The organism is Streptomyces sp. NPDC058240, assembly GCF_042882135.1.
Taxonomy (GTDB): domain Bacteria; phylum Actinomycetota; class Actinomycetes; order Streptomycetales; family Streptomycetaceae; genus Streptomyces.
In genome coordinates this window covers 1-26,089 of record NZ_JBHVWT010000031.1, presented here as the reverse complement: position 1 = coordinate 26,089, position 26,089 = coordinate 1, and the positions used below count along the sequence as shown (strand labels likewise).

The 26,089-nt window shown below is 69.5% G+C and carries 22 protein-coding genes and 1 pseudogene; 16 read left to right on the top strand and 7 right to left on the bottom strand.

All coding sequences use genetic code 11. From position 1 onward, the window contains the following. Window positions 1-17: 17 nt before the first annotated feature. From ACFVX4_RS31250 to ACFVX4_RS31240, 3 genes are all read right to left on the bottom strand, one after another. Entirely contained in the window at window positions 18-998 is a 981-nt protein-coding gene (locus ACFVX4_RS31250; protein WP_389983614.1) for an ABC transporter permease, read from the bottom strand. A gap of 87 nt (window positions 999-1,085) precedes the next feature. Then, complete coding sequence (locus ACFVX4_RS31245) at window positions 1,086-2,867, bottom strand: ABC transporter substrate-binding protein (protein ID WP_389983611.1); 1,782 nt, start codon at window positions 2,865-2,867, stop codon at window positions 1,086-1,088. Between the two features lie 74 nt (window positions 2,868-2,941). Beyond that, the gene (locus tag ACFVX4_RS31240; RefSeq protein WP_389983608.1) at window positions 2,942-3,970 is read right to left on the bottom strand and encodes an ABC transporter permease; all 1,029 of its coding nucleotides are present in this window, start codon (window positions 3,968-3,970) and stop codon (window positions 2,942-2,944) included. A 471-nt stretch (window positions 3,971-4,441) separates the two neighbouring features. Here ACFVX4_RS31240 and ACFVX4_RS31235 point away from each other — a divergent pair, with 471 nt between their 5' ends. The 6 genes from ACFVX4_RS31235 (at window position 4,442) to ACFVX4_RS31210 (ending at window position 11,520) form a co-directional block, all read left to right on the top strand. Next, window positions 4,442-6,073 (top strand): ABC transporter substrate-binding protein, encoded by a 1,632-nt coding sequence (locus ACFVX4_RS31235; RefSeq protein WP_389983605.1) that lies wholly within the window; start codon window positions 4,442-4,444, stop codon window positions 6,071-6,073. A 117-nt stretch (window positions 6,074-6,190) separates the two neighbouring features. Continuing rightward, entirely contained in the window at window positions 6,191-7,114 is a 924-nt protein-coding gene (locus tag ACFVX4_RS31230; RefSeq protein ID WP_389983602.1) for an ABC transporter permease, read from the top strand. Continuing rightward, a complete protein-coding gene (locus tag ACFVX4_RS31225; protein WP_389983599.1) occupies window positions 7,107-8,081 on the top strand; it encodes an ABC transporter permease in 975 nt (324 codons plus the stop codon). The genes ACFVX4_RS31230 and ACFVX4_RS31225 overlap by 8 nt, the downstream gene beginning before the upstream one ends. A 13-nt stretch (window positions 8,082-8,094) precedes the next feature. Beyond that, the gene (locus ACFVX4_RS31220; RefSeq protein ID WP_385335751.1) at window positions 8,095-9,072 is read left to right on the top strand and encodes an ABC transporter ATP-binding protein; all 978 of its coding nucleotides are present in this window, start codon (window positions 8,095-8,097) and stop codon (window positions 9,070-9,072) included. Next, window positions 9,062-10,321 carry an ABC transporter ATP-binding protein gene (locus ACFVX4_RS31215; RefSeq protein ID WP_389983596.1) on the top strand — a complete coding sequence of 420 codons (1,260 nt, stop codon included), beginning with the start codon at window positions 9,062-9,064 and terminating at the stop codon, window positions 10,319-10,321. The genes ACFVX4_RS31220 and ACFVX4_RS31215 overlap by 11 nt, the downstream gene beginning before the upstream one ends. Window positions 10,322-10,518: 197 nt before the next feature. Further along, complete coding sequence (locus ACFVX4_RS31210; RefSeq protein WP_389983593.1) at window positions 10,519-11,520, top strand: hypothetical protein; 1,002 nt, start codon at window positions 10,519-10,521, stop codon at window positions 11,518-11,520. Between the two features lie 58 nt (window positions 11,521-11,578). Here ACFVX4_RS31210 and ACFVX4_RS31205 read toward each other — a convergent pair whose 3' ends face one another. Further along, on the bottom strand, window positions 11,579-13,711 hold the full coding sequence (locus tag ACFVX4_RS31205; protein WP_389983590.1) for a prolyl oligopeptidase family serine peptidase: 2,133 nt from the start codon (window positions 13,709-13,711) through the stop codon (window positions 11,579-11,581). A gap of 165 nt (window positions 13,712-13,876) precedes the next feature. Between ACFVX4_RS31205 and ACFVX4_RS31200 the strand changes: the two genes are divergently transcribed. The 9 genes from ACFVX4_RS31200 (at window position 13,877) to ACFVX4_RS31160 (ending at window position 22,114) form a co-directional block, all read left to right on the top strand. Next, the gene (locus ACFVX4_RS31200; RefSeq protein WP_093896879.1) at window positions 13,877-14,071 is read left to right on the top strand and encodes a hypothetical protein; all 195 of its coding nucleotides are present in this window, start codon (window positions 13,877-13,879) and stop codon (window positions 14,069-14,071) included. Between the two features lie 66 nt (window positions 14,072-14,137). Then, complete coding sequence (mshB, locus tag ACFVX4_RS31195; RefSeq protein WP_389983587.1) at window positions 14,138-15,037, top strand: N-acetyl-1-D-myo-inositol-2-amino-2-deoxy-alpha-D-glucopyranoside deacetylase; 900 nt, start codon at window positions 14,138-14,140, stop codon at window positions 15,035-15,037. Next, window positions 15,034-15,471 (top strand): DUF6113 family protein, encoded by a 438-nt coding sequence (locus ACFVX4_RS31190; protein ID WP_389983584.1) that lies wholly within the window; start codon window positions 15,034-15,036, stop codon window positions 15,469-15,471. Before mshB ends, ACFVX4_RS31190 begins: the two co-directional genes overlap by 4 nt. 430 nt (window positions 15,472-15,901) lie before the next feature. Next, window positions 15,902-17,761, top strand: coding sequence for a peptidoglycan binding domain-containing protein (locus ACFVX4_RS31185; RefSeq protein ID WP_389983581.1), 1,860 nt, complete (start codon window positions 15,902-15,904; stop codon window positions 17,759-17,761). Window positions 17,762-17,934: 173 nt separating this feature from the next. Further along, on the top strand, window positions 17,935-18,873 hold the full coding sequence (locus ACFVX4_RS31180) for an ABC transporter ATP-binding protein (RefSeq protein ID WP_389983578.1): 939 nt from the start codon (window positions 17,935-17,937) through the stop codon (window positions 18,871-18,873). Continuing rightward, the gene (locus ACFVX4_RS31175) at window positions 18,867-19,622 is read left to right on the top strand and encodes an ABC transporter permease (protein WP_389983575.1); all 756 of its coding nucleotides are present in this window, start codon (window positions 18,867-18,869) and stop codon (window positions 19,620-19,622) included. Before ACFVX4_RS31180 ends, ACFVX4_RS31175 begins: the two co-directional genes overlap by 7 nt. After that, window positions 19,619-20,815: a sensor histidine kinase gene (locus ACFVX4_RS31170; RefSeq protein ID WP_389983572.1), complete on the top strand. Its 1,197-nt coding sequence runs from the start codon at window positions 19,619-19,621 to the stop codon at window positions 20,813-20,815. The genes ACFVX4_RS31175 and ACFVX4_RS31170 overlap by 4 nt, the downstream gene beginning before the upstream one ends. Beyond that, window positions 20,812-21,423, top strand: coding sequence for a response regulator (locus ACFVX4_RS31165; protein ID WP_389983569.1), 612 nt, complete (start codon window positions 20,812-20,814; stop codon window positions 21,421-21,423). The genes ACFVX4_RS31170 and ACFVX4_RS31165 overlap by 4 nt, the downstream gene beginning before the upstream one ends. Window positions 21,424-21,565: 142 nt before the next feature. Continuing rightward, window positions 21,566-22,114 carry a hypothetical protein gene (locus ACFVX4_RS31160; RefSeq protein ID WP_389983566.1) on the top strand — a complete coding sequence of 183 codons (549 nt, stop codon included), beginning with the start codon at window positions 21,566-21,568 and terminating at the stop codon, window positions 22,112-22,114. Window positions 22,115-22,221: 107 nt separating this feature from the next. Here the strand turns inward: ACFVX4_RS31160 and ACFVX4_RS31155 are convergent. The 3 genes and pseudogenes from ACFVX4_RS31155 to ACFVX4_RS31145 all read right to left on the bottom strand — a co-directional run. After that, window positions 22,222-23,055 (bottom strand): annotated as a pseudogene (locus tag ACFVX4_RS31155) (coagulation factor 5/8 type domain-containing protein); the annotation flags it as partial. A gap of 44 nt (window positions 23,056-23,099) precedes the next feature. Beyond that, window positions 23,100-24,611 carry a hypothetical protein gene (locus ACFVX4_RS31150; protein ID WP_389983563.1) on the bottom strand — a complete coding sequence of 504 codons (1,512 nt, stop codon included), beginning with the start codon at window positions 24,609-24,611 and terminating at the stop codon, window positions 23,100-23,102. Window positions 24,612-24,732: 121 nt separating this feature from the next. Next, complete coding sequence (locus ACFVX4_RS31145; protein WP_389983560.1) at window positions 24,733-25,452, bottom strand: class F sortase; 720 nt, start codon at window positions 25,450-25,452, stop codon at window positions 24,733-24,735. A gap of 305 nt (window positions 25,453-25,757) precedes the next feature. Between ACFVX4_RS31145 and ACFVX4_RS31140 the strand changes: the two genes are divergently transcribed. Then, window positions 25,758-26,089 (top strand): hypothetical protein (locus tag ACFVX4_RS31140; protein ID WP_389983557.1); only part of this gene is annotated, 332 nt, incomplete at its 3' end.

Here is a 26,089-nt window from a genome sequence, read left to right as displayed (position 1 = left end):
GCTCACTGGATCTCTCCCTAGGCGAGGCGGACGCGTGGATCGATGAGGGCGTAGACGGCGTCGACGATGATGTTGAAGACGACGATCGCTCCTGCCGCGACCAGGACGACTCCGAGCAACAGGGGCAGGTCGTTGTCGTTCACCGCCTTGACGGAGAGCGCGCCGATGCCGTGCAGGCCGAAGGTTTTCTCGGTGATGATCGCGCCGCCGAACAGCACGCCGATATCGAGGCCGAAGATGGTGACGATCGGGCCCATGGCCCCACGCCAGGCAAATCTGAAGAACACCGTGCGCCGGGAGAGGCCCTTGGCGCGTGCGGTGCGCACGTAGTCCTCGCTCAGCGTCTCGACGAGCTGGGAGCGGGCCATACGGGTGTAGTTGGCGGTGAAGATCAGCGCCAGCACCAGCCAGGGCAGCAGCAGCCCGGAGAACCAGGCGGACGGGCTCTCGGTGAAGGGAACGTCCTTGGGGCGGCTCAGGATGTGCCACTGGTCCGCGAGGTAGTACATGGCGACCACGCCGACGATGTAGATCTGCATCGAGGAACCGATCAGCGACGCCGAGGAAGCCACCTTGTCCAGCGCCTTGCCCTGCTTGACCGCGGCGAGCATGCCGGTGCCCACACCGAAGATCACGAAGACGACCGCGCTGCCGAGGGACAGGGAGAGCGTGGTCGGGAAGCGGTCCAGGATGGTGCCGAGGACCGGCTCACGGTTGTGGAAGGAGTAGCCCAGGCACGGTGCCGGGCAGTGTCCGAAGGAGCTGTAGTCCCGGCCGACGAACACGGCCTGCAGCCAGTGCCAGTACTGCACGGGCAGCGGGTCGGATATGCCGAGGTTGTGTCTGACCAGTGCCAGCGTCTCGGGTGTGCACACCTTGCCGCAGGCCACACGCGCTGGGTCGCGGGGCGCGACGTAGAAGAGGACGAAAGTGATGGCACTGATGATCAGCAGGATGACCAGTGCGCCGATTGCCCGGCGGATGAGGAAGCGGAACATGGCGATGGATTTCCCTGGCAGACGCCGACGAGGGGGAGTGGAGCGGGCGGGGCGCCGCACGGGCGCCCCGCCTCAGGAGTGTGGGCGTCAGGCCTTCACGAACAGCTTGTAGAAGACGGCCGAGGACCACAGCGGGTGGAACATGGCGCCGCCGACCTTCTCGCCGTAGAGGTAGAAACGGCGCTGGAACGTCTCCGGGATGATCGGCGCCTCCTCCGTCATGATCCGCTTGTCCAGCGCGGCCCAGGCCTTGCCGGCCTCCGTCGGGTCGGCGATGGTGACGTTCTTCTTGATCGCCTCGTTGACCCAGTCGACGTTCAGCTGCGAGATGTTGTTGGCGCCGTTGGCGATCGTGCCGCCGTCGAACAGCGGCTGCATCAGCGTGTAGCCGGTCGGCCAGTCCGGGGACCAGCCGAACCACATCACGTCGAACTGGTTGTCGATCTGCTGGATCTGGTCGTAGTAGCTGGTGGAGTCCAGCGGCTTGATGACCGGCTCGAAACCGGCCGCCTTGAGGGCGTTCTCGATGACGACCTTGGTCTTGTTGTAGTTGTTGCCCGCGGGGAAGGCGTAGACGACCTTCTGGCCCTCCTTGCCGGCCTCCTTCAGCAGCTTCTTCGCCGCCTCCGGGTCGCCCTGCGGCTTCTTCAGCTTGCCGTAGACGTCGTCCTTGGCGTAGCCGACGATGTCGGGGCTCAGGATGGAGGTCGCGTAGTCACCGGCCGAGGGGCCACCGTAGATCTTGCGGATCTGCTCCAGCGGCCAGGCATGGATGATGGCCTGACGGACCTTCAGGTCGGTGATCCGCTTGGTGTTGATCGCGTAGTAGTAGATGCCGGTCAGCAGGCCGTTGAAGGTGCGCTTCTTCAGCTCGGGGTCGGTGAGGACCTTCTGGATGCGCTCGGCCGGGACACCGCTGTACGCCATGATCGCGTACTTGTCGTCGCCGTCGTCGGCGATCAGACGGTCGGCGGCCTGGAGGGACTCGGGGCCGAACTCGTAGACGAAGCTGTCCGGGTACGCGTTGCGGATCGAGTCCGTGTTGGGGTCCCAGTGCGGGTTGCGCACCAGCGTCATCGACTTGTCGATGGCGTGCGCCTTGATGCGGTACGGGCCGCACGAGACCGGGTCCTTGTCGTACTTCTCCTTGGTGTCGCCCTTGACCGGGACGGCGCCGTAGGAGGTCATCGCCAGGGTGAAGTTGAGGTCAGGGCGGGCCTCGGCCAGCTTGAAGGTGATCGTCTTCGCCTTGGCGTCGGTCACGACCGAGTCGAGGTGCTTGCCGCCGAACGGGCCCTTGTACTTCGAGCGGAAGTCGGCCGTGCCGGTCAGCGCGGTCTGGGCGTAGCCGGCGCCCTCGGTGGTGAAGCTGGCGAAGCCGCGCTCGATGCCGTGGCGCACGTCATCGATGGTGAGCTCCTTGCCGTCCTCCCACTTCAGACCGTCCTTCAGGGTGAAGGTCCAGGTCTTGCCGCCGTCGGACATGGTGCCCGCGTCGGTGGCGAGGTCGCCGACCAGCTTCATCGTGCCGTCCGACGCGATCTTGTAACCGGTCAGGCTGCGGATGAAGAGGTCACCTATTGCGGAGTTCCACGAGAAGTAGATGCGCTGCGGGTCCAGGTGCGAGAAGTCGTCCGGGGCGATGCCGCGGATCGTGCCGCCCTTCTTCGCGCCCGGGACCTCGGCGGCCGGACCGGTGGAGTCGGCCTTCGTGCCGACGACGACCGAGCCGGTGTACTTGTCGGCGCCGCCGTGTCCGGCGCCGCCGCCCTTCTTGGTCGAGCTGCCGCTGCTGCACGCGGAGAGGACCATCGAACCGCCGGCGGCGACCGACGTGGCGATGACGAAGTTTCTGCGGGAAAGGGACATGGCTTCCTGCTCTGGTCGATGGAGAGAGACGTTCGATCCGGTGGGCCCCGTCGCCCGGCCGGAGGAAGTGCGGTTCAGCGCTTGGTCTTCGGGTCCAGGGCGTCGCGCACCGAGTCGCCCAGCAGGTTGAAGGCGATGACGAAGATCACCATCGTGACGCCGGGGAAGAGCATGAACGTGATGTCGCTCTGGTAGACGTCCGATCCGCGCTGGATCATCACGCCCCAGTCGGGTGTCGGGTCGGTGAGCCCGACGCCGAGGAAGGCGAGGCCCGCTTCCGCCGTGACGTAGGCGGGCAGCGCGAGCGTGGCCTGGATGAGGATCGGCGTCCAGAGGTTGGGCAGCAGTTCCTTGAAGATGATCCGCGCCGGGGAGGCGCCGGTCACCCTCGCCGCCTCGACGAACTCGCGCTCGCGCAGGGCGAGTACCTCGCCGCGCAGCAGTCGTGCGATGGACGCCCAGCCGAAGGCGGTCATGACCGAGATGAGGCTGACGACGGTCAGCCAGATCGGGGTGTTCTCGTCCGGAGCGACCAGGATCGAGAGCATCACCGGCCAGAAGGCGATGAAGAAGAGCGTGGAGGGGAAGGCCAGCAGGATGTCGATGACCCGGCCCACGAGGTAGTCGGTCTTGCCGCCCAGATAGCCCGCGGTGATACCGACGGCGATGCCGATCACCGTCACCAGCAGGGTGGTTGCCGCAGCGATGAGCAGGGAGTTGCGGATGCCGTAGAGCAGGAAGGTGAAGACGTCCCGGCCGAGACCCGGCTCGATGCCGAACCAGAAGTCGCCGCTGATACCGCCGTTGGGCAGCATCGGTGAACCGAATTCGTCCAGCAGGCTGGTGTCGTTCTGTCCGTACGTCGTGTACGGGTCCTTGCCGTACAGCTTCGCGATCAGCGGCGCGCAGATGGCGATCACGAAGAAGAAAATGACCACATAGGCCGAAATCACACCCGTACGGTCACGCTTGAAGCGCACCCAGGCCATCTTGCCCGGTGAGCGGCCGTTGCCGCCCTTGGACGCGGACGGGCCCGCTGGGGACTGCGGCTTCGCCTCCTCCACCTCAACGGGGGTGGCGGCTTGCGGCGTTGGAATCGTCATGGTGCTCCTGGCCCGGAGGGTCGAAGGACTCCGCAGGGCAACACCTACGGGCTACCCGGACTTTTTCAACGCAATTCATGCAGGGTCAATGAATGTCCGACGCCCTTGGCGCGCTCTTTGGAAATTTGACCAATACATGACCTTCCCAAGGGCGTGGCTTTGCTTCCGTTTGGCTTTTTCGAAGGTGTGTTCGCGACCTAACGGGTGAAGTCCGGCAATGAGTCCGATATACGGGCGTCGGTGTCTCGGAATACGTACATCCGATCAGGTCGGCTCGCGGTCGATGCGTATTCGATGCGTGGCCGTTATCGCTCCGGTGTCTGCCGGGTCCACGCCCGGAACTTCTCCGGTCGCGAAGTGCCACTCGAATCGGCTCCGGCGCGCCCGAATGGGTGGAGTAAATATGCGTTACGTCCCTTGTGCGGTGATATTTGACCCTAAGTGAGACGGAGCACTACGAGGAGGCACTCCATGCGCGGAGCCACACAGGCCAAGTGGGCCGCATGTGCGGTGGTCGTCGCCCTGGCGGCGACGGCATGCGGCGGCGGGGGCAGCAGCGGTGGCGGCGGTGGAGCGAACGGGATCGTGAGCTCTTCCTGGGGTGACCCGCAGAACCCGCTCGAACCCGCGAACACCAACGAGGTGCAGGGCGGCAAGGTCCTCGACATGATCTTCCGGGGGCTCAAGAGGTACGACCCGAAGACCGGCGCGGCCACCAACATGCTCGCCGAGAAGATCGAGTCCAAGGACAACCAGAACTTCACGGTCACCGTGAAGGACGGCTGGACCTTCAGCAACGGCGAGAAGATCACCGCGAAGTCGTTCGTGGACGCCTGGAACTACGGGGCCCAGCTGAAGAACAATCAGAAGAACGCCTACTTCTTCGGCTACATCGACGGCTACAGCAAGGTCCACCCCGATACCGGCAGCGCCAAGGCCGCCACGCTCTCCGGCCTCAAGGTCGTCGGCGACAAGACGTTCACGGTCAAGCTGTCGCAGAAGTTCTCCCTCTGGCCGGACACCCTCGGCTACCCGGCCTTCGCCCCGCTGCCCAAGGCCTTCTTCACCGACCACGCCGCCTGGGTGTCCAAGCCGATCGGCAACGGGCCGTACACCGTCGACAAGTACACCAAGGGTTCGTCGATGAACCTGCGCAAGTGGGACAAGTACCCCGGGGACGACAAGGCGCAGAACGGTGGCATCGACCTCAAGGTCTACACCGACAACAACACCGCCTACACGGACCTGACGGCCGGCAACCTCGACCTCGTCGACGACGTGCCCGCCTCGCAGCTGAAGAACGTCAAGGCGGACCTCGGCGACCGGTACATCAACACCCCGGCCGGCATCATCCAGACCCTCGCCTTCCCCTTCTACGACAAGAAGTGGGACACCTCCGGCGGCATCAAGGTCCGCCAGGGCCTGTCGATGGCGATCAACCGTCAGCAAATCACCGATCAGATCTTCCAGAAGACCCGCACCCCCGCCTCCGACTGGACCTCCCCGGTCCTCGGCGCGGAGGGCGGCTTCAAGAAGGGGCTGTGCGGCGCGCCCTGCGAGTACAACGCGGCGAACGCCAAGAAGCTGATCCAGGAGGGCGGCGGCATCCCCGGCGGCCAGCTCAAGATCTCGTACAACGGCGACACCGGCTCCCACAAGGAGTGGGTCGACGCCGTCTGCAACAGCATCAACAAGGCGATGGGCAACAACAAGGCGTGCGTCGGCGCCCCGGTCGGCACCTTCGCCGACTTCCGCAGCCAGGTCTCCCAGCAGAAGCTGACCGGCGCCTGGCGGGCCGGCTGGCAGATGGACTACCCGCTCATCCAGAACTTCCTCCAGCCCGTGTACTACACCGATGCCTCGTCCAACGACGGCAAGTGGAGCAACAAGCAGTTCGACGGGCTCGTCGACAAGGCCAACGCCGAGTCCGACAAGGCCAAGGCCGTCTCGACCTTCCAGGACGCGGAGAAGGTCCTGGTCGCGCAGATGCCCGTCATCCCGCTCTGGTACCAGAACGGCAGCGCCGGCTACTCGGACCGGATCACCGACGTGTCGCTGAACCAGTTCAGCGTCCCGGTGTACGAGCAGATCAAGGTCAAGTGACTCACTGAGGCCGGATGGCCGGTGCGTTCCTGGCACCGGCCACCCGGCTTCCCCGTCCCCCCGACGCGTCACTCCCCAGCCCCGAGCCTCTGACCCCCGCGACCCCCGGAGCCCTTCATGGGACGTTATGTGATCCGGCGGCTGCTGCAGATGATCCCGGTCTTCTTCGGCGCCACGCTGTTGATCTTCCTCATGGTGAATGTGATGGGCGACCCCATCGCGGGTCTCTGCGGCGAACGCCAGTGCGACCCGGCGACCGCAGCCCAACTCCGCTCGGAATTCGGCCTCGACAAGCCCGTCTGGCAGCAATACCTCACCTACATGGGCAATGTCTTCACCGGCGACTTCGGCACCGCGTTCAACGGGCAGAAGGTCACCGAGCTGATGGCCACCGCCTTCCCCATCACGATCCGGCTCACCGTCGTCGCGATCGTCTTCGAGGTCGTCATCGGCATCAGCCTCGGTGTCGTCACCGGTCTGCGCCGCGGCCGCCCCGTCGACACCACCGTGCTCATCCTGACCCTGGTCGTCATCTCCATCCCGACCTTCGTCACCGGCCTGCTGCTCCAGCTCCTCCTCGGAGTCGAGTGGGGCCTCATCAAACCCTCCGTCTCACCGGAGGCCCCCTTCAACGAGCTGCTGGTACCCGGGCTCGTCCTCGCCTCGGTCTCCCTGGCGTACGTCACCCGGCTCACCCGGACCTCGATCGCCGAGAACGCCCGCGCCGACTACGTCCGCACCGCCGTCGCCAAGGGCCTGCCCAGGCGCCGCGTCGTCATCCGGCACCTGCTGCGCAACTCGCTGATCCCGGTCGTCACCTTCATCGGTACGGACGTGGGCGCCCTGATGGGCGGGGCGATCGTCACGGAGCGGATCTTCAACATCCACGGCGTCGGCTACCAGCTCTACCAGGGCATCCTGCGCCAGAACTCCCAGACCGTCGTCGGCTTCGTCACCATCCTCGTCCTCGTCTTCCTGGCGGCGAACCTGATCGTCGACCTGCTGTACGCCGTTCTCGACCCGAGGATCCGCTATGCCTGAGCAGACACCGGACGAGGCGATCTCGTCGGCCGGAGCAGGAGGCGTGATGGATCTCGCCCTGGAGGAGGGCACGACCCTCGAAAGGACACCGGGCGGCCCCGAGGGCACCGGCCCCGCCGAGAAGCCGCGCAGTCTGTGGTCCGACGCCTGGCGGGACCTGCGCCGCAACCCGGTCTTCATCATCTCCGCCCTGATCATCCTCTTCCTGGTGATCATCTCGATCTGGCCGTCGCTGATCGCCGACCAGGACCCCCTCGACTGCAACCTGGGCAAGGCCCAGGAGGGCTCCCAGCCCGGACATCCCTTCGGCTTCGACGGACAGGGCTGCGACGTCTACACCCGTACCGTCTACGGAGCCAGGAACTCGGTGACCGTCGGCGTCTGCGCCACCCTCGGCGTCACCCTGCTCGGTGGCGTGCTCGGCGGACTGGCCGGGTTCTTCGGCGGCTTGTCGGACTCGATCCTCTCCCGCGTCACCGACGTCTTCTTCGGCATCCCGGTGGTCCTCGGCGGCCTGGTCTTCCTCTCCGTGGTCACCAGTTCCACCGTCTGGCCGGTGATCGGCTTCATCGTGCTGCTGGGCTGGCCGCAGATCGCCCGCATCGCCCGCGGCTCCGTGATCACCGCCAAACAGAACGACTACGTACAGGCGGCACGGGCGCTCGGCGCCTCCAACTCGCGGATGATGCTGCGCCACATCACCCCGAACGCCGTCGCGCCGGTGATCGTCGTCGCGACCATCGCCCTCGGTACGTACATCTCGCTGGAGGCGACGCTCTCGTTCCTCGGCGTCGGGCTGAAACCGCCGGCCGTCTCCTGGGGCATCGACATCTCCGCCGCGTCCCAGTACATCCGCAACGCCCCGCACATGCTGCTCTGGCCCGCCGGAGCCCTGGCGGTCACCGTGCTCGCCTTCATCATGCTCGGCGACGCGGTACGCGACGCCCTCGACCCCAAGCTGCGCTGAGGAGCCCGCTGCCATGTTGCTCGAAGTGCGCGATCTGCACGTGGAGTTCCACACCCGCGACGGCATCGCCAAGGCCGTCAACGGGGTCGACTACTCGGTGGCCGAGGGCGAGACGCTGGCCGTCCTCGGCGAGTCCGGCTCCGGCAAGTCCGTCACCGCCCAGGCCATCATGGGCATCCTCGACATGCCCCCGGGAAAGATCAGCGGCGGCGAGATCCTCTTCAAGGACCGCGATCTGCTGAAGATGAAGAAGGACGAGCGCCGGAAGATCCGCGGCCAGGAGATGGCCATGATCTTCCAGGACGCGCTCTCCTCCCTCAACCCCGTGCTCAGCGTCGGGGAGCAGCTCGGCGAGATGTTCGTCGTGCACCGGGGGATGTCCCACAAGGACGCGAAGCTGAAGGCCGTCGAGCTGATGGACCGGGTCCGCATCCCGGCGGCGAAGGAACGTGTCGGGAACTACCCGCACCAGTTCTCCGGCGGCATGCGCCAGCGCATCATGATCGCCATGGCGATGGCGCTGGAGCCTTCGCTGATCATCGCGGACGAACCCACCACCGCCCTCGACGTGACCGTCCAGGCCCAGGTGATGGACCTGCTCGCCGAGCTCCAGCGCGAGCTGAACATGGGCCTGATCCTGATCACCCACGACCTGGGCGTGGTCGCGGACGTCGCCGACAAGATCGCCGTGATGTACGCGGGCCGGATCGTCGAATCCGCCCCGGTCCACGAGATCTACCGGGCACCCGCCCACCCGTACACCAAGGGCCTGCTCCGGTCGATCCCGCGCCTGGACCAGAAGGGCCGGGAGCTGTACGCGATCAAGGGCCTGCCGCCCAACCTGCTGCACATCCCGCCCGGCTGCGCCTTCAACCCGCGCTGCCCGATGGCCCAGGAGATCTGCCGGGGCGAGGTGCCGCCGCTGTTCGAGGTGGCCGAGCACCGCGAGAGCGCCTGCTACTTCTGGAAGGAGACGCTCGATGCACGCTGACCACTCGGGGCGCAAGGAAGCGCGCGAAGAGGGCGAGAAGGCCCGCGTGCTGCTCGCCAAGTCACGGGCCGGGTCCGCCGCGGCGGGCGGCGAGCCGATCCTGGAGGTCCGCGACCTGGTCAAGTACTACCCGCTGACCCAGGGCATCCTGATCAAGAAGCAGATCGGTGCGGTCAAGGCGGTCGACGGGGTCTCCTTCGACCTGGCGGCGGGCGAGACGCTCGGCATCGTGGGGGAGTCCGGCTGCGGCAAGTCGACCGTGGCGAGGATGCTGGTGCATCTGGAACAGCCGACGGCCGGCTCGATCAAGTACAAGGGCGAGGACATCACCAAGCTGTCGGGGCGCGCCCTGAAGGCCGTGCGCCGCAACATCCAGATGGTGTTCCAGGACCCCTACACCTCGCTCAACCCGCGCATGACCGTCGGCGACATCATCGGGGAGCCGTACGAGATCCACCCCGAGGTGGCCCCGAAGGGCGAGCGGCGCCGGAAGGTCCAGGACCTGCTGGACGTGGTCGGGCTCAACCCGGAGTACATCAACCGCTATCCGCACCAGTTCTCCGGCGGCCAGCGCCAGCGCATCGGCATCGCCCGCGGTCTCGCCCTGAACCCCGAGATCATCGTCGCCGACGAACCCGTCTCCGCCCTCGACGTCTCCGTGCAGGCGCAGGTCGTCAACCTGCTGGACCGGCTCCAGGCGGAGTTCGGGCTGAGTTATGTCTTCATCGCGCACGACCTGTCGATCGTCCGGCACATCTCCGACCGGGTCGGGGTGATGTATCTGGGCCGGATCGTCGAGATCGGCTCCGACGAACAGATCTACGACCACCCCACGCATCCGTACACCCAGGCGCTGCTGTCCGCCGTCCCGGTGCCGGACCCGACGGCCCGCGAGCACCGGGAGCGGATCATCCTGCACGGCGATGTCCCGTCGCCCGCCAACCCGCCCTCGGGTTGCCGCTTCCGCACCCGGTGCTGGAAGGCGCAGGAGCGGTGCGAACTGGAGGTGCCGCTGCTGGCGGTTCCGGCCGTCTTCCGGCTGACCGAGTCGCCGGCCGGGCACGACTCGGCCTGCCACTTCGCGGAGGAGAAGCAGGTGGTGCCGCCGGAGGGGCTGCTGGAGGCTCAGGGGGAGCAGGGGGAGCAGGGAGAGTCGGCGGGCGAGCACGGATCCTCGGACGGCGAGGTGGACGGCGAGGTGGACGGCGAGGACGGGGCCGCGCCGTCCGGGAGCACCCGGGCCGGCTGACCACGGGCACGTTAACGCGTGGGCAACCCGGCCGTCTCACGTCCGATATACGAACCGGCCAGCATGGTCGGCGTACGGCCGTGCGGGTGCCGTGTACCGGCCGGGAAGCCGTCAAGTCCTCCCGGCCGGTTGCCCGTTCGAACACCACGCCGGTGAACCCCTTGTCCGGTCGACAGGCACGGTGGAGTATCGCTCGGGTGATACTCACTCGGGGGGCAAGGGTCACCGGTGCCGTTCTCTGCGCCGTGCTCGCGCTGATCGTCGCGGGCTGGCTCGTACGGGACGTCAGGGCGGCCGACGACATCGGGCTGTTGTGGCGCTACTGGGCCGGCTACTACGACCCACGGCTCCCTCTGCTGCCCACCACCTCGGCGTACGACGTGGTGCTGCTCGTGGTGTATCTCTCCGCCGCCGTCGCGTCCCTGCGGTCCTCGGTGGCTGCCACCGCACTGGTCGCGACCGGAGTGGTCACGATCGTCCTGCGGCTTCCCGGGCTCTGGAACATAGGCGAGTCCCGGACGAACGCCCGGTTCACCGACGATCTCCGCACCCGCGCCCTGCTCTGCGCCTTCGTGGCGCTCGCGGCGGGCATCGCGATGATCATCACCGCGGGAGCCGGCCGCAGGGCGGCGCGTGACGTCTCCGAACGCCTCCCGGCCCGGCCGGGGCAGGGCGCGGGCGTGATCGCCTTTCTGTGCCTCGGTGCGGCGGGAGCGATCGTGATCGCCTGGGAGATCCGTCAGGCGACGCAGATCTCCGCCATCTACCCCGACTGGTTCGTGGGCGGGGACCGGGTCGTGCAGGGACTGATCGACCCGCCGCCCGGCTGGTTCTCGGCGGTCCTGGCGCTGCTCTGTCTGTTCGCGGCGGTGAGCGCGCTCGTCCGCGCCGTGCACGCACGGCCGTTCGGCCTGATCGCCGCGGCCCTGCTGCTGTTCGGCGGGGTGCTGGGAGTGGCCCGCACCGTGCACTACGAGTTGCTGGACCGCTTCGGCGATCTGCCCGTCGAAAGCCAACTCATCGTGCTGACGGGGTTCTTCGAGGTGCTCGCCGGTGCCGTGGTGCTGCTGGCCCTGGCCCTGCCGGGCCCGGACGAACCCCCCGCCATGTCCCACCAGGGCTACGGGCAGGGGTACGGCTATCCGCAGCCCGGCGTCTACGGGCCGCCGCCCCCGTCCCAGCCGCCGCCCGGCTGGTGACGGGAGGCCCGCCGGACAGGCCCCGGAGCCTGTCCGGCGGATCAGGGTCGGACAGGCCCTAGCCGACCAGCCCCAGCGACCGCTTCAGGAAGTCGACCTGAAGCAGCAGCAGATTCTCCGCCACCTGCTCCTGCGGCGTCATGTGCGTCACCCCGCTGAGCGGCAGCACCTCGTGCGGGCGCCCGGCCGAGAGCAGCGCCGAGGACAGCCGGAGCGAGTGCGCGACCACCACGTTGTCGTCCGCGAGACCGTGGACGATCATCATCGGCCGTACCTGGTCGGCAGCCTCCGAGAGCCCCTCGTCCGTGATCACCGAGTTGTGCGCGTACACCTCGGGCTGCTCCGCCGGGTCGCCGAGGTAGCGCTCGGTGTAGTGGGTGTCGTACAGCCGCTGGTCGGTCACCGGGGCGCCGACCACCGCCGCGTGGAAGACGTCGGGCCGGCGCGTCACGGCCAGGGCCGCCAGATATCCGCCGAAGGACCAGCCGCGGATCGCGACCTTGCCGAGGTCCAGCGGGAACCGGTCCGCGAGGGCGTGCAGGGCCTCGATCTGGTCGTCCACCGAGAGCACGAGGTTGTTCTTGACCGCCTTCTCCCAACCCGGTGTACGCCCCCGCATGCCCCGGCCGTCCGCGACCACGACCGCGAAGCCCTGATTGGCGAACCACTGCGAAATCAGATGCGGATTATGGGCGGCGACCACCCGGCGGCCGTGCGGTCCGCCGTACGGGTCCATCAGTACCGGAAGCGGGCCGTCCGACTCGTTGTATCCCTCGGGGAGCAGCACGGCGCACGGAATTCGCCGTGCGCCCCCCTCGGTGAGGCGCACCCGCGCGGAGAGAACCGGCTCCTCGGCACGGTTCGTCACGGTGGCGATCGGCTTGCCGTCCCGGAGCACCTCGACCCGGGTCCCCGGCCGCTCCGGGGATTGGGTGACCAGCACCGTCACCCCGCCCGCGCGGACCGCCGAGTGCACCCCGACCCCTTCGGACACCCGCTCGACGCCCAGCTCGTTGACCCGGTAGACATGGGTCTCGCCGATCTCCGGTTCCGCCGCCTCCTCACCGGCCGTGGCCGACACCAGGATGTCCGACCCACCGATGTCCAGCACCGCCTGGAGCTGCAACTGCGCCCCGGTCAGCAGCCGGTCGCCGACCGCGAGCACCCGCGCCCCGCCCTCGTCCGCGATCCGCACCAGCCGTCCGTCCGGTGCCCAGGCGGGCACACCGGGGAAGATTTCCAGCCAAACCGGATCCTCGTCGGCATGCACCGTCCGCGTCGAACCGGTCTCCGGGTCCACCGCGAGGAAGAGGTGACTGCGCTGGTCGCGGGACTGCACCAGCAGCAGCGGCGCCCCGTCCGACGACCAGTGCACCTGCGCCAGATAGGGGTGGCGTGCCCGGTCCCAGACCACCTCGGTACGGGTGCCGTCCAAGCCCAGCACGAAGAGCCGCACCTCGGCGTTGGGCGTCCCGGCCGCCGGGTAGGCGACCTCGGCGGGCCTGCGGTCCGGATGGGCGGGATCCGCGATCCACCACCGCTGCACGGGACTGTTGTCGACCCGGGCGACCAGCAGCCGGTCCGACTCAGGCGACCACCAGAAGCCCCGTGAACGCTGCATCTCCTCGGCCGCGATGAACTCCGCGAGACCGTACGAGACGTCCTCCGCCTCCGGCTCGGCGAGCGCCCGGTCCCCGTCGCCCTCCGCGCCCACGACGCGCAACGCACCCTTGGACACATATGCGATGTGTCGTCCGTCCGGTGACGGTCGCGGGTCGATCACCGGGCCCGGAACCGGCAGCGCACGGGCCGTGCCCGCCCGCAGTTCGGCGACGTACACCTTCCCGGAGAGCGCGAAGGCGGCCAACTCGGCCGCCCCGTCGACCGCGTAGCCGACGATCCCCGAGGACCCCTCGCGGCTGCGCTCGCGCCGGGCCCGCTCCTGCGCCGACAGCCGCTCCGCCGAACCGCCCAGCAGGGCCTGGGGATCGGCGACCACGCGCTCCTTCGGCGTTCCGTCCTTCGGCAGGTCCAGCACCCACAGCCGGCCGGACCGGTCCGTACCGGAACCCGACCGCAGGAAGATCACCCGCTCCCCGTCGGGTGAAACGGTGAACGCCCGAGGGGCGCCGAGAGTGAATCGCATGGTTCTGGCGTGCTGACGCGGAAAGGAAATCTGCTGCGAAGTCATGTGCCGAACCTAGTCCCCGACCGCTCGGTCGTGCGCCCCTCGTGCTGCTGTGCCCCGATCAATGCGTTACGACGGATAGTTATGATCCGTAGCGCTCGGTGGGTAAGAACCTGCTGGCTCCATGTGTGCTGCCCGTCCCGACCGTACTGATGGAGGTGAACCGCCGTGGCACTCTCGATTTCGGCGGTGGTGCTGCTGGCGATCGTCGTCTTCCTGCTGATCCGGAAATCCGGACTGAAGGGCGGACATGCGGTGGTCTGCGCACTGCTCGGTTTCTATCTCGCCAGCTCGTCGATCGCGCCGAGCATCTCGAACCTGACCACGAATGTGGCCGGCATGATCGGAAGCCTCAAGTTCTGAGGCCCGGCTCGTCGGCGGCAGGTGCGCGGGCGGTGATCGGTGCGCCCGGCTCGTAGGGTGGTCCCCATGACGGACCATCCCGCCCGGCGTCTCCTCCTGGTGCACGCGCACCCCGACGACGAGTCGATCAACAACGGCGCCACCATGGCCAAGTACGCGGCCGAGGGTGCCCAGGTCACCCTGGTGACCTGCACGCTCGGTGAGGAGGGCGAGGTCATCCCGTCCTCCCTCGCCCATCTCGCGGCCGACCGGGACGACACCCTGGGCCCGTACCGCCGGGGTGAGCTCGACGCGGCGTTGAAGGAGCTGGGCGTCACCGACCACCGGCTCCTCGGCGGCCCCGGCCGCTTCCGCGACTCCGGAATGATGGGCGCCGAGCAGAACCACCGCCCCGGCGCCTTCTGGGCCGCCGACGTGGACGACGCCGCCGGGCACCTGGTGGAGGTCATCCGCGCGGTGCGCCCGCAGGTCCTGGTCACCTACGACCCCGACGGCGGCTACGGACACCCCGACCACATCCAGGCGCACCGCGTCGCGATGCGCGCCGCGGACCTCGCCGCCGATCCCGAGTACCGCGCCGGATCCGGCGCCCCGCACACCGTCGCCAAGATCTACTGGAACCGGGTGCCGCGCACGGTCGCCGAGGAGGGCTTCGCCCGCCTGAGGGACACGGCGCCGGACGCGTTCCCGGGCATCGCCGCCATCGACGACGTACCGGGCGTGGTCGACGACTCCCGGATCACCGCGCAGATCGACGGTTCGGCCCAGGCCGCCGCCAAGAGCGCGGCGATGCGGGCCCACGCCACCCAGATCGCCGTGGACGGCCCCTTCTTCGCCCTTTCCAACGACCTGGGACAGCCCGTCTTCACCACCGAGTACTACGAGTTGGTGCGCGGCGATTCCGGAGCCCCTCAAGGGGTCCGGGAGGACGACCTGTTCGCGGGTACGGCGGGAGCGGAGCGATGAGCGGCGGCAAGCAGGGCGCACCGCGCCCTTCCAGGGACGTCGCGGCCACCGGCCTCGCCGCGCCCCTCAACCCCGGGCGGATCGCCGCCTATGTGGGCCTCGCCGTGCTGGGCGCGCTCGTCGGGATCGCCGGGGCTCTCGTCCAAGCCGCCTGGTTCCCTGCCGGATTGCTGCTCGCGCTGGTGGCCGCCGCCGGGCTCTTCCACGGCGGGCGCCTTGTCTTCGGCACCCAGCTGGGCGCGCTGGCACCCGCTGCGGGATGGCTGATTTCGGTCGTCGTTCTGCTGGGCGGACGTCCGGAAGGCGACTATGTCTTCGGCGACGAACTGGGTCTCACTCTCTTCATGCTGGGCGGTATGGCCGTCGCTGTGATCTGTGCCACCATGTCGCGGTCGCCCCAACAGGGCGCCGACAGCGGCCGACCTGGCAAGTAATGTGCCACGTCCGATCCCGTAATGCCCCGTGTCCGTCCGCTGGCCGCACAGCCGTTTCCCCCGGTCGCGGGGTGTCCGTCGGCGGCGGCCAGTATGGTGGTTCGCGCGCCGAGCCGTCCCCTGGCCTGCGGCATGGGGGAAGTACGGGCGGCGGAGCCAATCGGGAGAACCTGCTTTGAGTCGTGAAACTGACAGTTCGTCCTCCGGGCCCCAGGGGCGCGGAGGAGCCGCGTACCCCTCGGGGACGCCGCCGTACGGATCCCGCCAGTATCCGTCGCTGCACCCTTCGCAGGATGCCCCGGACGGGGCCCCGGAGCCTGCGGACCCGCCTCAGTCCGAGGAGCCGAGGACCGAGACGACGCTGACGACGCGCATCCGGATCAACATCCCGGGCTCGCGTCCCATCCCGCCCGTCGTCATGCGTACGCCCATGGGCGACACCGACAGCGCCGACATCGAGCGCACCGGCAGCTTCCCGCGCCCCGGCTCGCCCGCGGCGGACGGTGCGCCGGCCGCGTCCGACGCCGCGTCGGCCACCGAGGCCCGGACCGATTCCGCCGCCGCGGAACCGGCCGCCGAGAAGCCGGCCAGGGAGAAGAGCGGCAGCGACTGGTTCGCCCCGCGCAAGTCCCCCATGAACACCTCGGTCGCCGGTGGCGTCACAGCCGGCGGCGCTACGGCCGGCGGCAGCCCGGCCGGTGGCGCCGAGGGCCCCAGGGGTGCCGCGCCCACCCCGCCCGCACCGCCCCGCGCCGATCTGCCGTACTTCTCGGACGGTCCGCAGCGCACGGGCGACCAGGGCGCACCCCGCCCAGACGACTTCGGCCCCGGCGGCCCCGCGTCCGGCGGCCCGCGCCCCACGCCGAACCTCGGAGTACGTACCCCCGGCCCCTCCGGCCCCACCACGGGCCCGGTCACCGGCACTTCGTCCCTGACGCCGAACCTCGGCGGACCGGGCGGCGCAGGCTCCGGCCCGATGGGCTCCGGCCTGGTGGGCTCAGGTGGTCCCGCGGGTCCGCAGGGTTCCGGTGCCCCCGGTGGTCAGCCGCCGCGGATGTCCGACGACACGGCGGTGCTGACCCCGCAGTTCGCGGGCCCGGCACCCTCCGGCCCCGGCGGCAACGTCTCCGGTGACACGCTCACCAGCGGCATCCCCGTCATTCCGCCGGAGCACCGGGCGGCGTCGCCGTTCCCGAGCGCGCCCGCGGGCGGGCGCCCCGATCCGGCGTCCCGTGTCCCGGGCGACCCGATGGGCACCGGACCGGCAGGACCCGGCGGCCCCGCCGCCGCGTCGCCCGCCCCCGCGCCCCGCCCCGAACCGGCGTCCGCGCCCGCGAAGAAGCAGGGCCGCTCCAAGCTGGTCCTCCTCGGCGTCGGTGTCGTCGGACTGCTCGGTGTCGCGTACGGCGTCGGGCTGCTGATGAACCACTCCGACGTACCCAAGGGCACCACCGTCCTGGGCGTCGACATCGGCGGCGGCACGAAGGAGGAGGGCGTCACGAAGCTGGACGCCGCCCTCGGCAAGCGCGCCGTGGCCCCCCTCCAGCTCTCCGTGGACGGCAAGAAGACCCAGCTCGCGCCGGACAAGGCCGGACTCGGCCTGGACAGCCAGGAGACCGTGCGCTCGGCGGCGGGCAGCGACTACAACCCGGTCTCCGTCATCGGCTCCCTGTTCGGCAGCAAGCGCGCCGTCGACCCGGTGATCCCGGTCGACGAGGAGAAGCTCGGCGTCGCGCTGACCGACCTGGCGGGCGTCTCCGGCTCGGCCAACGACGGCACGATCAAGTTCGAGCCGGGCAAGGCCGTCGCCGTACCCGGGAAGCCGGGCAAGGCGCTGGACGTCAACCAGTCGATGACCTCGGTGCGCGACGCGTACCGCGCCCAGGTGCAGACCGGCCGGACGAAGGTCGTCCAGCTGCCCGTCACCACCCGCGAACCCACCATCGACCAGGCCGAACTGGACCGGGCGATGAAGGACTTCGCGAAGCCCGCGATGTCCGGTCTGGTCACCATCAAGGCGGGTGCCAAGCAGATCCAGTTCGGCCCGGCCAGGTCGCTGCCGCAGATCCTCTCGATGGTGCCGGTCCAGGGCCGGCTGATCGAGCACTACGACAAGAAGGCCATCGAGACCCTCTGCGACGGCGTCTTCGACGGCATCATGATCACCAAGGGTGACGGCAAGAAGCATCAGCTCAACGCGGACGACGTGGCACACGCCATGCAGACCGCGCTGCTCGGGAAGACCGCCACCGAACGGACCGTCGTCATCAACCTCAACGGCAACGGCTGACCGCGGCGAACCGCACCGCACGCCCGCCCCCGACCGGACCCCGGCCGGGGGCGGCGCCGTTTCCGGACACCGGCCCCGGCAGCGGAGTCATGCGCACGGCATGACATCTGTCATCCCGTTTCCACGACCCGCGGCCCTGCCGCGCGCACCCCGCCCTCCGCCACGCTGGACGCATGACAACGACAACCACCGAGGCCATCGGGGCGAAGACCGCCGCGGTCCGCTTCGAGCAGGTCAGCAAGGCATACGGAGCGGTACGCGCCGTCGACGGGCTCACCCTCGACCTGCACCCCGGCGAGACCGTGGCGCTCCTCGGCCCCAACGGCGCCGGAAAGTCCTCCACCCTGGATCTGCTGCTGGGCCTGCGCACCGCCGACTCCGGCACGGTCCAGGTCTTCGGCACGACTCCGCAGAACGCCATCGCCGCGGGCCGCGTCGGCGCGATGCTCCAGTCCGGCGGCCTGATGGAGGACGTCACGGTCAAGGAGCTGGTCGGCCTCGCCTGCGATCTGCACCCCAGGCCCTACCCGGCGGCGGAGGTACTCTCCCGCGCCGGTATCGCGCAGATCGCCGACCGGATGGTCAACAAGCTCTCCGGCGGCCAGGAGCAGCGCGTCCGGTTCGCGCTGGCCACCGCGGGCGCCAACGACCTGATCGTCCTCGACGAGCCGACCACCGGCATGGACGTCACCGCCCGCCAGGCCTTCTGGGCCACCATGCGCGAGCAGGCCGAGCAGGGCCGTACCGTCCTGTTCGCCACCCACTACCTCGAAGAGGCCGACGCGATCGCCGACCGCGTCCTCGTCCTCCACAAGGGCCGGCTGCTCGCCGACGGCACCGCCGCCGAGATCAAGGCGAAGGCCGGAGCCCGCCGGATCTCCTTCGAGCTGGAGGGCCCGGTCGACGAAGCGGCCCTGCGCGGCCTGCCGTTCCTCGCCGCCCTCGACATCACCGGCAACCGGGTCCGGATCCAGTCGCACGACGCCGACGCGACCGTCCACGCCGTCTACGGACTCGGTCTCTACCCGCGCGAACTCGAAGTCGCGGGACTCGGCCTGGAACAGGCCTTCGTCGCCATCACCGAGGCCGAGGAGGCCAGGACCGCATGCTGAGTTTCTTTTCATGGGCGTTGATCAGGCTCGAAGTGACCCGCACCCTGCGGAACAAGAAGTTCATGTTCTTCTCGATCATCTATCCGTCGGTGATCTACCTGCTGATCTCCAACACCCAGAACACCTCCGACCGGATCCCGCACACCGATCTCACCTTCCAGGCCTTCTTCATGGTCTCGATGGCCTCCTTCGGCGCGCTGACCGCCGTCCTCATGGGCAACAGCGAACGCATTGCCAAGGAGCGCGAGAAGGGCTGGGTCCGCCAGCTGCGGCTCACCGCACTGCCCAGCCGCGGCTACGTCCTGGCGAAGATCGCCAGCGCGGCGATGGTCACCCTGCCCTGCATCGTGGTGGTCTTCCTGGTCGCCGCCGTCGTCAAGCACGTACGGGTGGAGACCTGGCAGTGGTTCGCGCTGGCCGGGGTCATCTGGGCCGGTTCGCTGGTCTTCGCCGCGCTCGGGGTCGCCATCGGCTACCTCGCCAGCGGGGACGCGGTCCGTCCGCTCACCATGATCATCTACTTCGGTCTCTCCATCCTCGGCGGCCTGTGGATGCCCAGCGCGACCTTCCCGCAGTGGCTCCAGAACATCTCCGAGTGGCTGCCCACGCACGCGTACGCTTCTCTCGGCCAGGCGATCGAGATGGGCGGTTCGCCGCACACCAAGGACGTCGCCATCCTCTGCGCCTACTTCCTGATCTTCGCGGGCGGCGCGGCCTGGCTCTACCGGAAGGACACCCTGAAGGCGTGAACGACGACGAGACGTCCGTGGGCATCGGGCGCCCGCCCACGAACCGCAAGCAGGTCTGGATCAAGCTGTTCTGGGTCGGTATCTGGCTCGCGTTCATGAGCGCCCCGGTCAAGGACCTGGCCGACGGGAACCACACCCCCTGGGCGACGGTGCTCGGCACGCTCGGCCTGCTGACCTTCGTCGGGGCCTACCTGCTCCTGGTCTTCCGCCACACGGCCAAGCCCCTGGACCGCCGTCTCGTCCACTCCACGATCGCCTTCCTCGGCGCCCTCTCCGTCATCCTCACCCTGACGCTCGGCACCCCGTGGCTGGTCCTCTTCGTGTACGTGGCGGTCTCCGTCGGCGCCACCCTGCCGCTGCGGACGGCCCGTTGGCTCATCCCCGTCGTCACGGCCGTCCTGGTCGGCATGGGCCTGACCGGCCACCACCCCCGCGAGGTCATCACCGCACTGGTCTTCCCGGCGCTGCTCGGCGGGTTCTCGATGACCGGTGTACGGCAGATGATCCGTACGACGATCGAGCTCCGCGAGGCCCGCGCCACCGTCGCCCAGCTCGCCGCCAACGAGGAACGGCTCAGGCTCGCCCGCGATCTGCACGACCTGCTCGGCCACTCGCTCTCCCTGATCACGCTCAAGAGCGAGCTGGCCGGCCGGATGCTCCCCGACCACCCGGAACAGGCGGCCGCCCAGGTCGCGGACATCGAGCAGGTCAGCCGCCAGGCCCTGATCGACGTACGCGGCGCGGTCACCGGCTACCGCCGCCCGACCCTCCCCGGCGAGCTCGCGGGCGCCCGCACCGCACTCGCCGCCGCGGGCATCACCGCCGACGTCCCGGCCGAGGCCCCCGACGACCTCCCCGAGAAGCCGGAGGAGGTGCTCGCCTGGGCACTGCGGGAAGCCGTCACCAACGTCGTACGCCACAGCGGGGCCCGCCACTGCACGGTCACCCTCGCCCCGCGCCAGACCCTGGACGGCAAGGTCCTCGAACTCACCGTCTCGGACGACGGCGTCGGCCCCGGGGGCACGAAGCCGGGCAACGGCCTCACCGGCATCGGCGAACGCCTCGCCACGGTCGACGGCACGCTGATCTCCGCGGCGGGCAACTCCCGCTCGGGCTCCGGCTCCGGTTCGGGCAAAGGCTTCACCCTGACCCTGAGTGTTCCGCTCGATTCCGGCCTAGGATCCACGGAATGAGCATGATCAGACTCCTCCTCGCCGAGGACCAGTCCATGGTGCGCGAGGCCCTCGCGGCACTCCTCGGCCTGGAACCCGACATCGAGGTGGTGGCCCAGGTCGCCCGCGGGGACGAGGTGCTGGCCGCCGCCCACCAGCACGACATCGACGTGGCGCTCCTGGACATCGAGATGCCCGGCATGACCGGCATCGACGCGGCGGCGGCCCTGCAACGCGAGCTCCCGGCCGTGAAGGTCGTCGTCGTCACCACCTTCGGCCGCCCCGGCTACCTCCGCCGGGCCATGGAGTCGGGCGCCGACGCCTTCCTGGTGAAGGACGCCCCGGCCTCCCAACTGGCCGCAGCAGTACGGAAGGTGCTCGCCGGCGAACGCGTCATCGACCCCACACTCGCCGCAGCGGCCCTCGCCGACGGCGCCAGCCCCCTCACCGACCGCGAACGCGACGTACTGCGCACGGCGGCGGACGGCTCCACCAACGCGGAGATCGCCGCCGCACTCCACCTCTCCCAGGGAACGGTCCGCAACTACCTCTCCATGGCCATCCAGAAAATGGCGGCCCGCAACCGCGCGGAAGCGGTCCGCATCGCCCGCGAGAAGGGCTGGCTGTAGGGCCGGCGAACGGCCCCGGACCCGTTCGCGCGTCCCGGCGGCAGGACGAAAGGCCTCAGTGCCCGGGGGCAGCGGGTGGGCAAGGGAAGGAGGCGGGACGTACCCTCGGCGCGGGACACAAAGACCTGCGAGGAGTGGGTGCATGAGGGGTCGGGATCTACTGGTCGCCTGCGTCGTGCTGTTATCCGCGTGCGGCGCGCTCACCGCCTGCTCGTCGGAGCCGGCGCCGCCTCCGCCGCGCCCCTCCGGCATCGCGGAGATCAAACCGTGCGAGTTCTTCTCCGAGGACGAACTCCACGAGTACCGGCTCCATGACGCCGCGCCGCTCACCACTCCGGGCGGCTGCATGTGGGAGGGCACGAAGTTCTTCGAGGACGCGAGCACCGTCCTGGTCCTGACGCTCCAGAAGCACTCCGCCGAACAAGGGGTGGAGGCCCTCGGTTCGCGCTCCGGGGAGAGGATCTCCGAGCGGTCGGCCGTCAACGGCCGCCGGGTCTGGCGGAACACGACGCCCGGCACGGACGTCACATGCGGGCTGATCCTCGCGATCGACGGCTCTTCGTCCGCCGAGCTGAGACTGTCGGAGTTCCTGGGTGTCTCCGACGTCGAACCCACTCAGCAGGACCTTTGCAAGGGCCTCGACGAACTCGCCCCACGGGTCGAGGAGAAGCTGCCCGCCGTCCGCACCTGACGGAGATGCCGCCTGCGCGTCCCCGCGCGCGACAGCGAGATCCCGCACGGGGCGGCGACGCCGGCGGGGCCCGGTCGTGATGACCGGGCCCCACCTCGTTCCCGGTGCTACGGGAACGACACCACCTTCGACGGAACGGTGTCCGAACCCGACGTGGGGGAGCCGGTGTCGTTGATGACGTGCTCGTACTGGCCCTTGCCGCCGAGCGAGACCACCAGCAGATCGTGGAATCGCACGCCCGGCTTCACCGGCGCCTGGAAACCATGATCCTGACGGATCGTCGGGTCGACGTTGAAGTAGCAGTAGCTGCCCAGGCCCAAGCCCTCGTGGGTGGTGACGGAGTCGTCGACCTTGTAGGCCGCGAACCCCTTGGTGCTGCCGTTCTGGATGGCCGCCTGGTTCGGGGCGTCGTACGACTTCTCGTTCTGGAAGAAGATCGTCCGGCCGTTCTCGCCCGCCCACTCCACGTCGTACTTGTTGAAGTGCTCCACGAACAGGCCAGTGGCCAGCACGTTGTCACCGTTCACCCGGAGCCCGTAGTCCGCCCGGTTGGTCTCCCAGCCGACGCCTTCACCGTGGTCCGCGCGCCAGAGCCAGGTGTGGTCGATGATCGTGTCGTTGCTGTTCACGACGAGGCTGGTGGTCGCCTTGCCGGGGCCGGCACCACCGATGCGTACGAACACGTCCTGGAGCGATGTCGGATTGCCGGCGTGACTGGCGGACGATCCCTCGGGGCCGACCTCGATCAGTGTGTTCGAGTTGACCGGACCGGCGTCGACGAGCAGACCGGCCAGTTTCACGCCGTCCACGTCGCCGACCTTGATGGCGGTGACCCCGTTGTCCGGGATGATCGTCGCCAGGCCCAGGCCGAGAGCGACCGTGTCGGCGCGGTTGATCTCGATGGGCCGGTCGACGTGGTGGACGCCGGGCGTGAAGAGCAGGGGTGCGGTCGGTGCGGTCCGCACGGAGCGCACCGACCGTGGGGTCAGTCCGTCAGCGTCTCGCTGAAGCGGGACGGGCCGGTCGGGGCGCCGATCGTGGCCGCGCCGAACGAGACGGAACCCTTGGCGATGATGCCGGTGGCGTCCGTACGAAAGATCCACAGGGCGCCCCTGCTGTGGTTCTCCGCCGGGTCACCGACCACCATCTCCGCGCGGCCCTTGCCGTCGTAGTCGCCCAGCGCGAGGGCCTCGCCGAACTGGTCGCCCGCCTCGGCGACACCCGGAACCCCGGCCGTGTACTGGCCGAACTCCTTGGAGCCCGCGCCGCTCACGCCCTTCGGGCCGCCCTTGAACACCAGGACCCGGCCGGCTTCGGCGATGCCGTTGATCCGCTCGCCCGGCAGGCCGGTGGCGATGTCGGGGTAGCCGTCGCCGTCCGTGTCGCCCAGCGCCAGGCTGTAGCCCATCCGGTCGTGGAACTCGGCCGTGCCCGAGACGCCTTCGGTGTCCTGGTCGATCCAGACGGGCTTGCGGGCGGTGCTCTGCCCCTTCGGGCCGCCGTACGAGACGAAGAGCGAGCCGCCCTTCCTCATGGGGGGCTCCGCCTGCGCCCACTCGTTGTCGCGCCCGATGACGATGTCCCCGTGGCCGTCCTTGTCCAGGTCGGCGATGCCCACGGCGGTGCCGCCGACACCGGCGCCGTCCGCGTCCTTGATCTCGACCGGGGCGGTGAAACCGGTGCGGCTGCCCTTCAGCAGGTACGTGTGCTGCTGCCACGGGTCGTCCGGGCCGAAGCCGAGGATCACCAGATCGCCCACGCCGTCGCCTGTCACGTCACCGACGGCGATCTCCGAGGTGTCGAGGACGGCCGTGCCGTCGACCGTGAACGCGCTGACCCTGCTCCACTTGCCGGTGTGGCTGATCGGGCCGTGCAGGATGTGGCCACCGCGCCGTACGTCGCCCACCGCGATGTCGGCGACGCCGTCACCGTCCACGTCGCCCACGTCCAGGTCGCCGGTGCCGTCGATCTGGTCGCCGGGGACGGGCTTCAGGAGCGTGGCGTTCTTCGAAAGGCCGGACGCGCCGCCCCAGTTGACGGCCAGCACTGTGCCCTTGTCGCCGTCGGTTCGGTACGCCCAGAGGCGGCTGACGAGATCCGCGTAACCGTCATGATCCAGGTCGGCGCTGCGCAGGTTCGTGCCGTAGCGGGCGTCCTCCGGGTTGTTGATGTCCGGGCGGTTCGGCCAGGTCAGCACCTGCTTGTGGGCGGAGGACAGGCCTTCGGGGCCGCCGAAGAGGACGCTCACGGCGCCCGCGCCGGCCTCCGGGTCGCCGAGAACGGCCATGGGGGCGCCCACGGCGAGGTCCGGGTAGCCGTCGCCGTTGAAGTCGTCGTGCAGCCGCTTGCTGCTCGGCGCCTTCGCGGCGACGGACGAGCGCACGGTCGGGGCGGAGGACTTCGTGGCGGCGTGGCCGGCGGGTGCCGCGAAGGCTCCGGCGACCAGGGCGATCCCGGTCGCGATGGCCAGGCGGCGGCGGTGGGAGAGTGCAGGCACGTCGGTCAACTCCGGTGCTCGGGACGTCAGTCGGGGCAGTACGGAATCGGATTCCGTACTACCCCGTACGACCTCGCGGCCCGGTGGATGGTTGTGCCGCACCGTCGGCGACTGCCGGTGGTCAGCCCTTCTTGAAGGTGTCGAGGTGGGCGAAGACCACCACGTTGTCCTCGTAGTCCTTGGAGGTCTTGTTGTACGCGCCTCCGCAGGTGATCAGGCGCAACTCGGCGGAGTTGGTGTCGGCGTAGACCCGGTCGTCCGGGAACTTCGCCTTGCTGAACTGCTCGACGGAGTCGACCTTGAAGGTGGCGACCGAGCCGTCGGCGCGGGTGATGTCGACCTGGGAGCCGGGGCCGAGGTACCGGAGCTGGAGGAACACGGCCGGACCGGTCATCGTGTCGACGTGACCCGCCACGATCGCGGCACCGCGCTCGCCGGGGGTGGCGCCGTCCTTGAACCAGCCGACCAGGTTCCTGTCGTTGGGGGGCGGCGCGTCCAGCTGACCGGTGGCGCCGATGGACAGATCGGTGAACGGAGCGTCGACGCCGATGGCCGGGATCTGCAGCCGCTTCGGGACGGAACGCGACATCGCCGGGCCGACGGTGGCCTTCGACGAGGTGACGGGGGCGGGCGCGGCGTGGGAGCCGAGGACCTCGGGGGCGGCGGACGAGACGGCTGCGGGCGAGGCCGGCGGCTTGTCGTCGACCGAGGTGCCGAAGGAGTTGTAGATGAGGACCATGCCGAGCCCGGCTGTCACGGCGGGCCACATCAGGGCGCGGCCCAGTGTGGTTCGGGGGGCAGTCCGGGTGGGGGTGGAGCCGGTCGACTGCGGGGCGGCCATGGGAACGTGCCTTTCGGTTGTGCGGTGTCGAGGGGGAGGGGTTCGGTCCGGGGTTGGGTCCTGGGATCGGTCCGGGGCTTATCCAGGGCTTATCAAGGGGGAAATGCAGCCGCCGCGACCGCCGCCCCGAGGGGCAGCGGCCGCGACAACGAAACGACCGGCTGGGTCTGGCCCGGTCAGACCATCGCGCCACCCGTCGACTGGCGGCGGCGCAGCTTGTACGCACCGACACCGACACCGCCGAGCAGCAGCGCCGAGCCGGCGGCCAGACCGCCACCGGTCATCGCCATGCCGCCACCACCGGCGTGCACGCCACCACGGGGCCTGTCGCCGCCGCGGTCTCCGCCGCGGCCACCCTCGTCGCCGCCGCGGCCGCCGTAGCCACCCTCGTCTCCACCGCGGTCGCCGCCACGGCCACCCTCGTCTCCACCGCGGTCGCCGCCACGGCCGCCCTCGTCGCCGCCGCGGTCGCCACCGCGACCACCCTCGTCGTCGCTGGTGATCACGGATGCCATGAAGCCGCCGCCGGCGTGGACGCCGCCGTTGGGACGGCCGTGGCCTCCACGCCCTCCCCAGCCACCCCAGCCTCCGCCGCGTTCGCAGCCGCGGCCGCCCTCGTCGCCGCCGCGGTTGCAGC

What these genes read in the sequence shown, in the direction of transcription:
- ACFVX4_RS31230 (WP_389983602.1), top strand. Translation starts at nt 6,191, where the DNA reads ATGGGACGTTATGTGATCCGGCGGCTGCTGCAGATGATCCCGGTCTTC.
- ACFVX4_RS31220 (WP_385335751.1), top strand. Translation starts at nt 8,095, where the DNA reads ATGTTGCTCGAAGTGCGCGATCTGCACGTGGAGTTCCACACCCGCGAC.
- ACFVX4_RS31185 (WP_389983581.1), top strand. Translation starts at nt 15,902, where the DNA reads ATGGGCGACACCGACAGCGCCGACATCGAGCGCACCGGCAGCTTCCCG.
- ACFVX4_RS31235 (WP_389983605.1), top strand. Translation starts at nt 4,442, where the DNA reads ATGCGCGGAGCCACACAGGCCAAGTGGGCCGCATGTGCGGTGGTCGTC.
- ACFVX4_RS31225 (WP_389983599.1), top strand. Translation starts at nt 7,107, where the DNA reads ATGCCTGAGCAGACACCGGACGAGGCGATCTCGTCGGCCGGAGCAGGA.
- ACFVX4_RS31215 (WP_389983596.1), top strand. Translation starts at nt 9,062, where the DNA reads ATGCACGCTGACCACTCGGGGCGCAAGGAAGCGCGCGAAGAGGGCGAG.
- ACFVX4_RS31190 (WP_389983584.1), top strand. Translation starts at nt 15,034, where the DNA reads ATGAGCGGCGGCAAGCAGGGCGCACCGCGCCCTTCCAGGGACGTCGCG.
- ACFVX4_RS31245 (WP_389983611.1), bottom strand. Translation starts at nt 2,867, where the DNA reads ATGTCCCTTTCCCGCAGAAACTTCGTCATCGCCACGTCGGTCGCCGCC.
- ACFVX4_RS31165 (WP_389983569.1), top strand. Translation starts at nt 20,812, where the DNA reads ATGAGCATGATCAGACTCCTCCTCGCCGAGGACCAGTCCATGGTGCGC.
- ACFVX4_RS31160 (WP_389983566.1), top strand. Translation starts at nt 21,566, where the DNA reads ATGAGGGGTCGGGATCTACTGGTCGCCTGCGTCGTGCTGTTATCCGCG.
- ACFVX4_RS31240 (WP_389983608.1), bottom strand. Translation starts at nt 3,970, where the DNA reads ATGACGATTCCAACGCCGCAAGCCGCCACCCCCGTTGAGGTGGAGGAG.
- mshB (WP_389983587.1), top strand. Translation starts at nt 14,138, where the DNA reads ATGACGGACCATCCCGCCCGGCGTCTCCTCCTGGTGCACGCGCACCCC.
- ACFVX4_RS31145 (WP_389983560.1), bottom strand. Translation starts at nt 25,452, where the DNA reads ATGGCCGCCCCGCAGTCGACCGGCTCCACCCCCACCCGGACTGCCCCC.
- ACFVX4_RS31250 (WP_389983614.1), bottom strand. Translation starts at nt 998, where the DNA reads ATGTTCCGCTTCCTCATCCGCCGGGCAATCGGCGCACTGGTCATCCTG.
- ACFVX4_RS31180 (WP_389983578.1), top strand. Translation starts at nt 17,935, where the DNA reads ATGACAACGACAACCACCGAGGCCATCGGGGCGAAGACCGCCGCGGTC.
- ACFVX4_RS31175 (WP_389983575.1), top strand. Translation starts at nt 18,867, where the DNA reads ATGCTGAGTTTCTTTTCATGGGCGTTGATCAGGCTCGAAGTGACCCGC.
- ACFVX4_RS31205 (WP_389983590.1), bottom strand. Translation starts at nt 13,711, where the DNA reads ATGACTTCGCAGCAGATTTCCTTTCCGCGTCAGCACGCCAGAACCATG.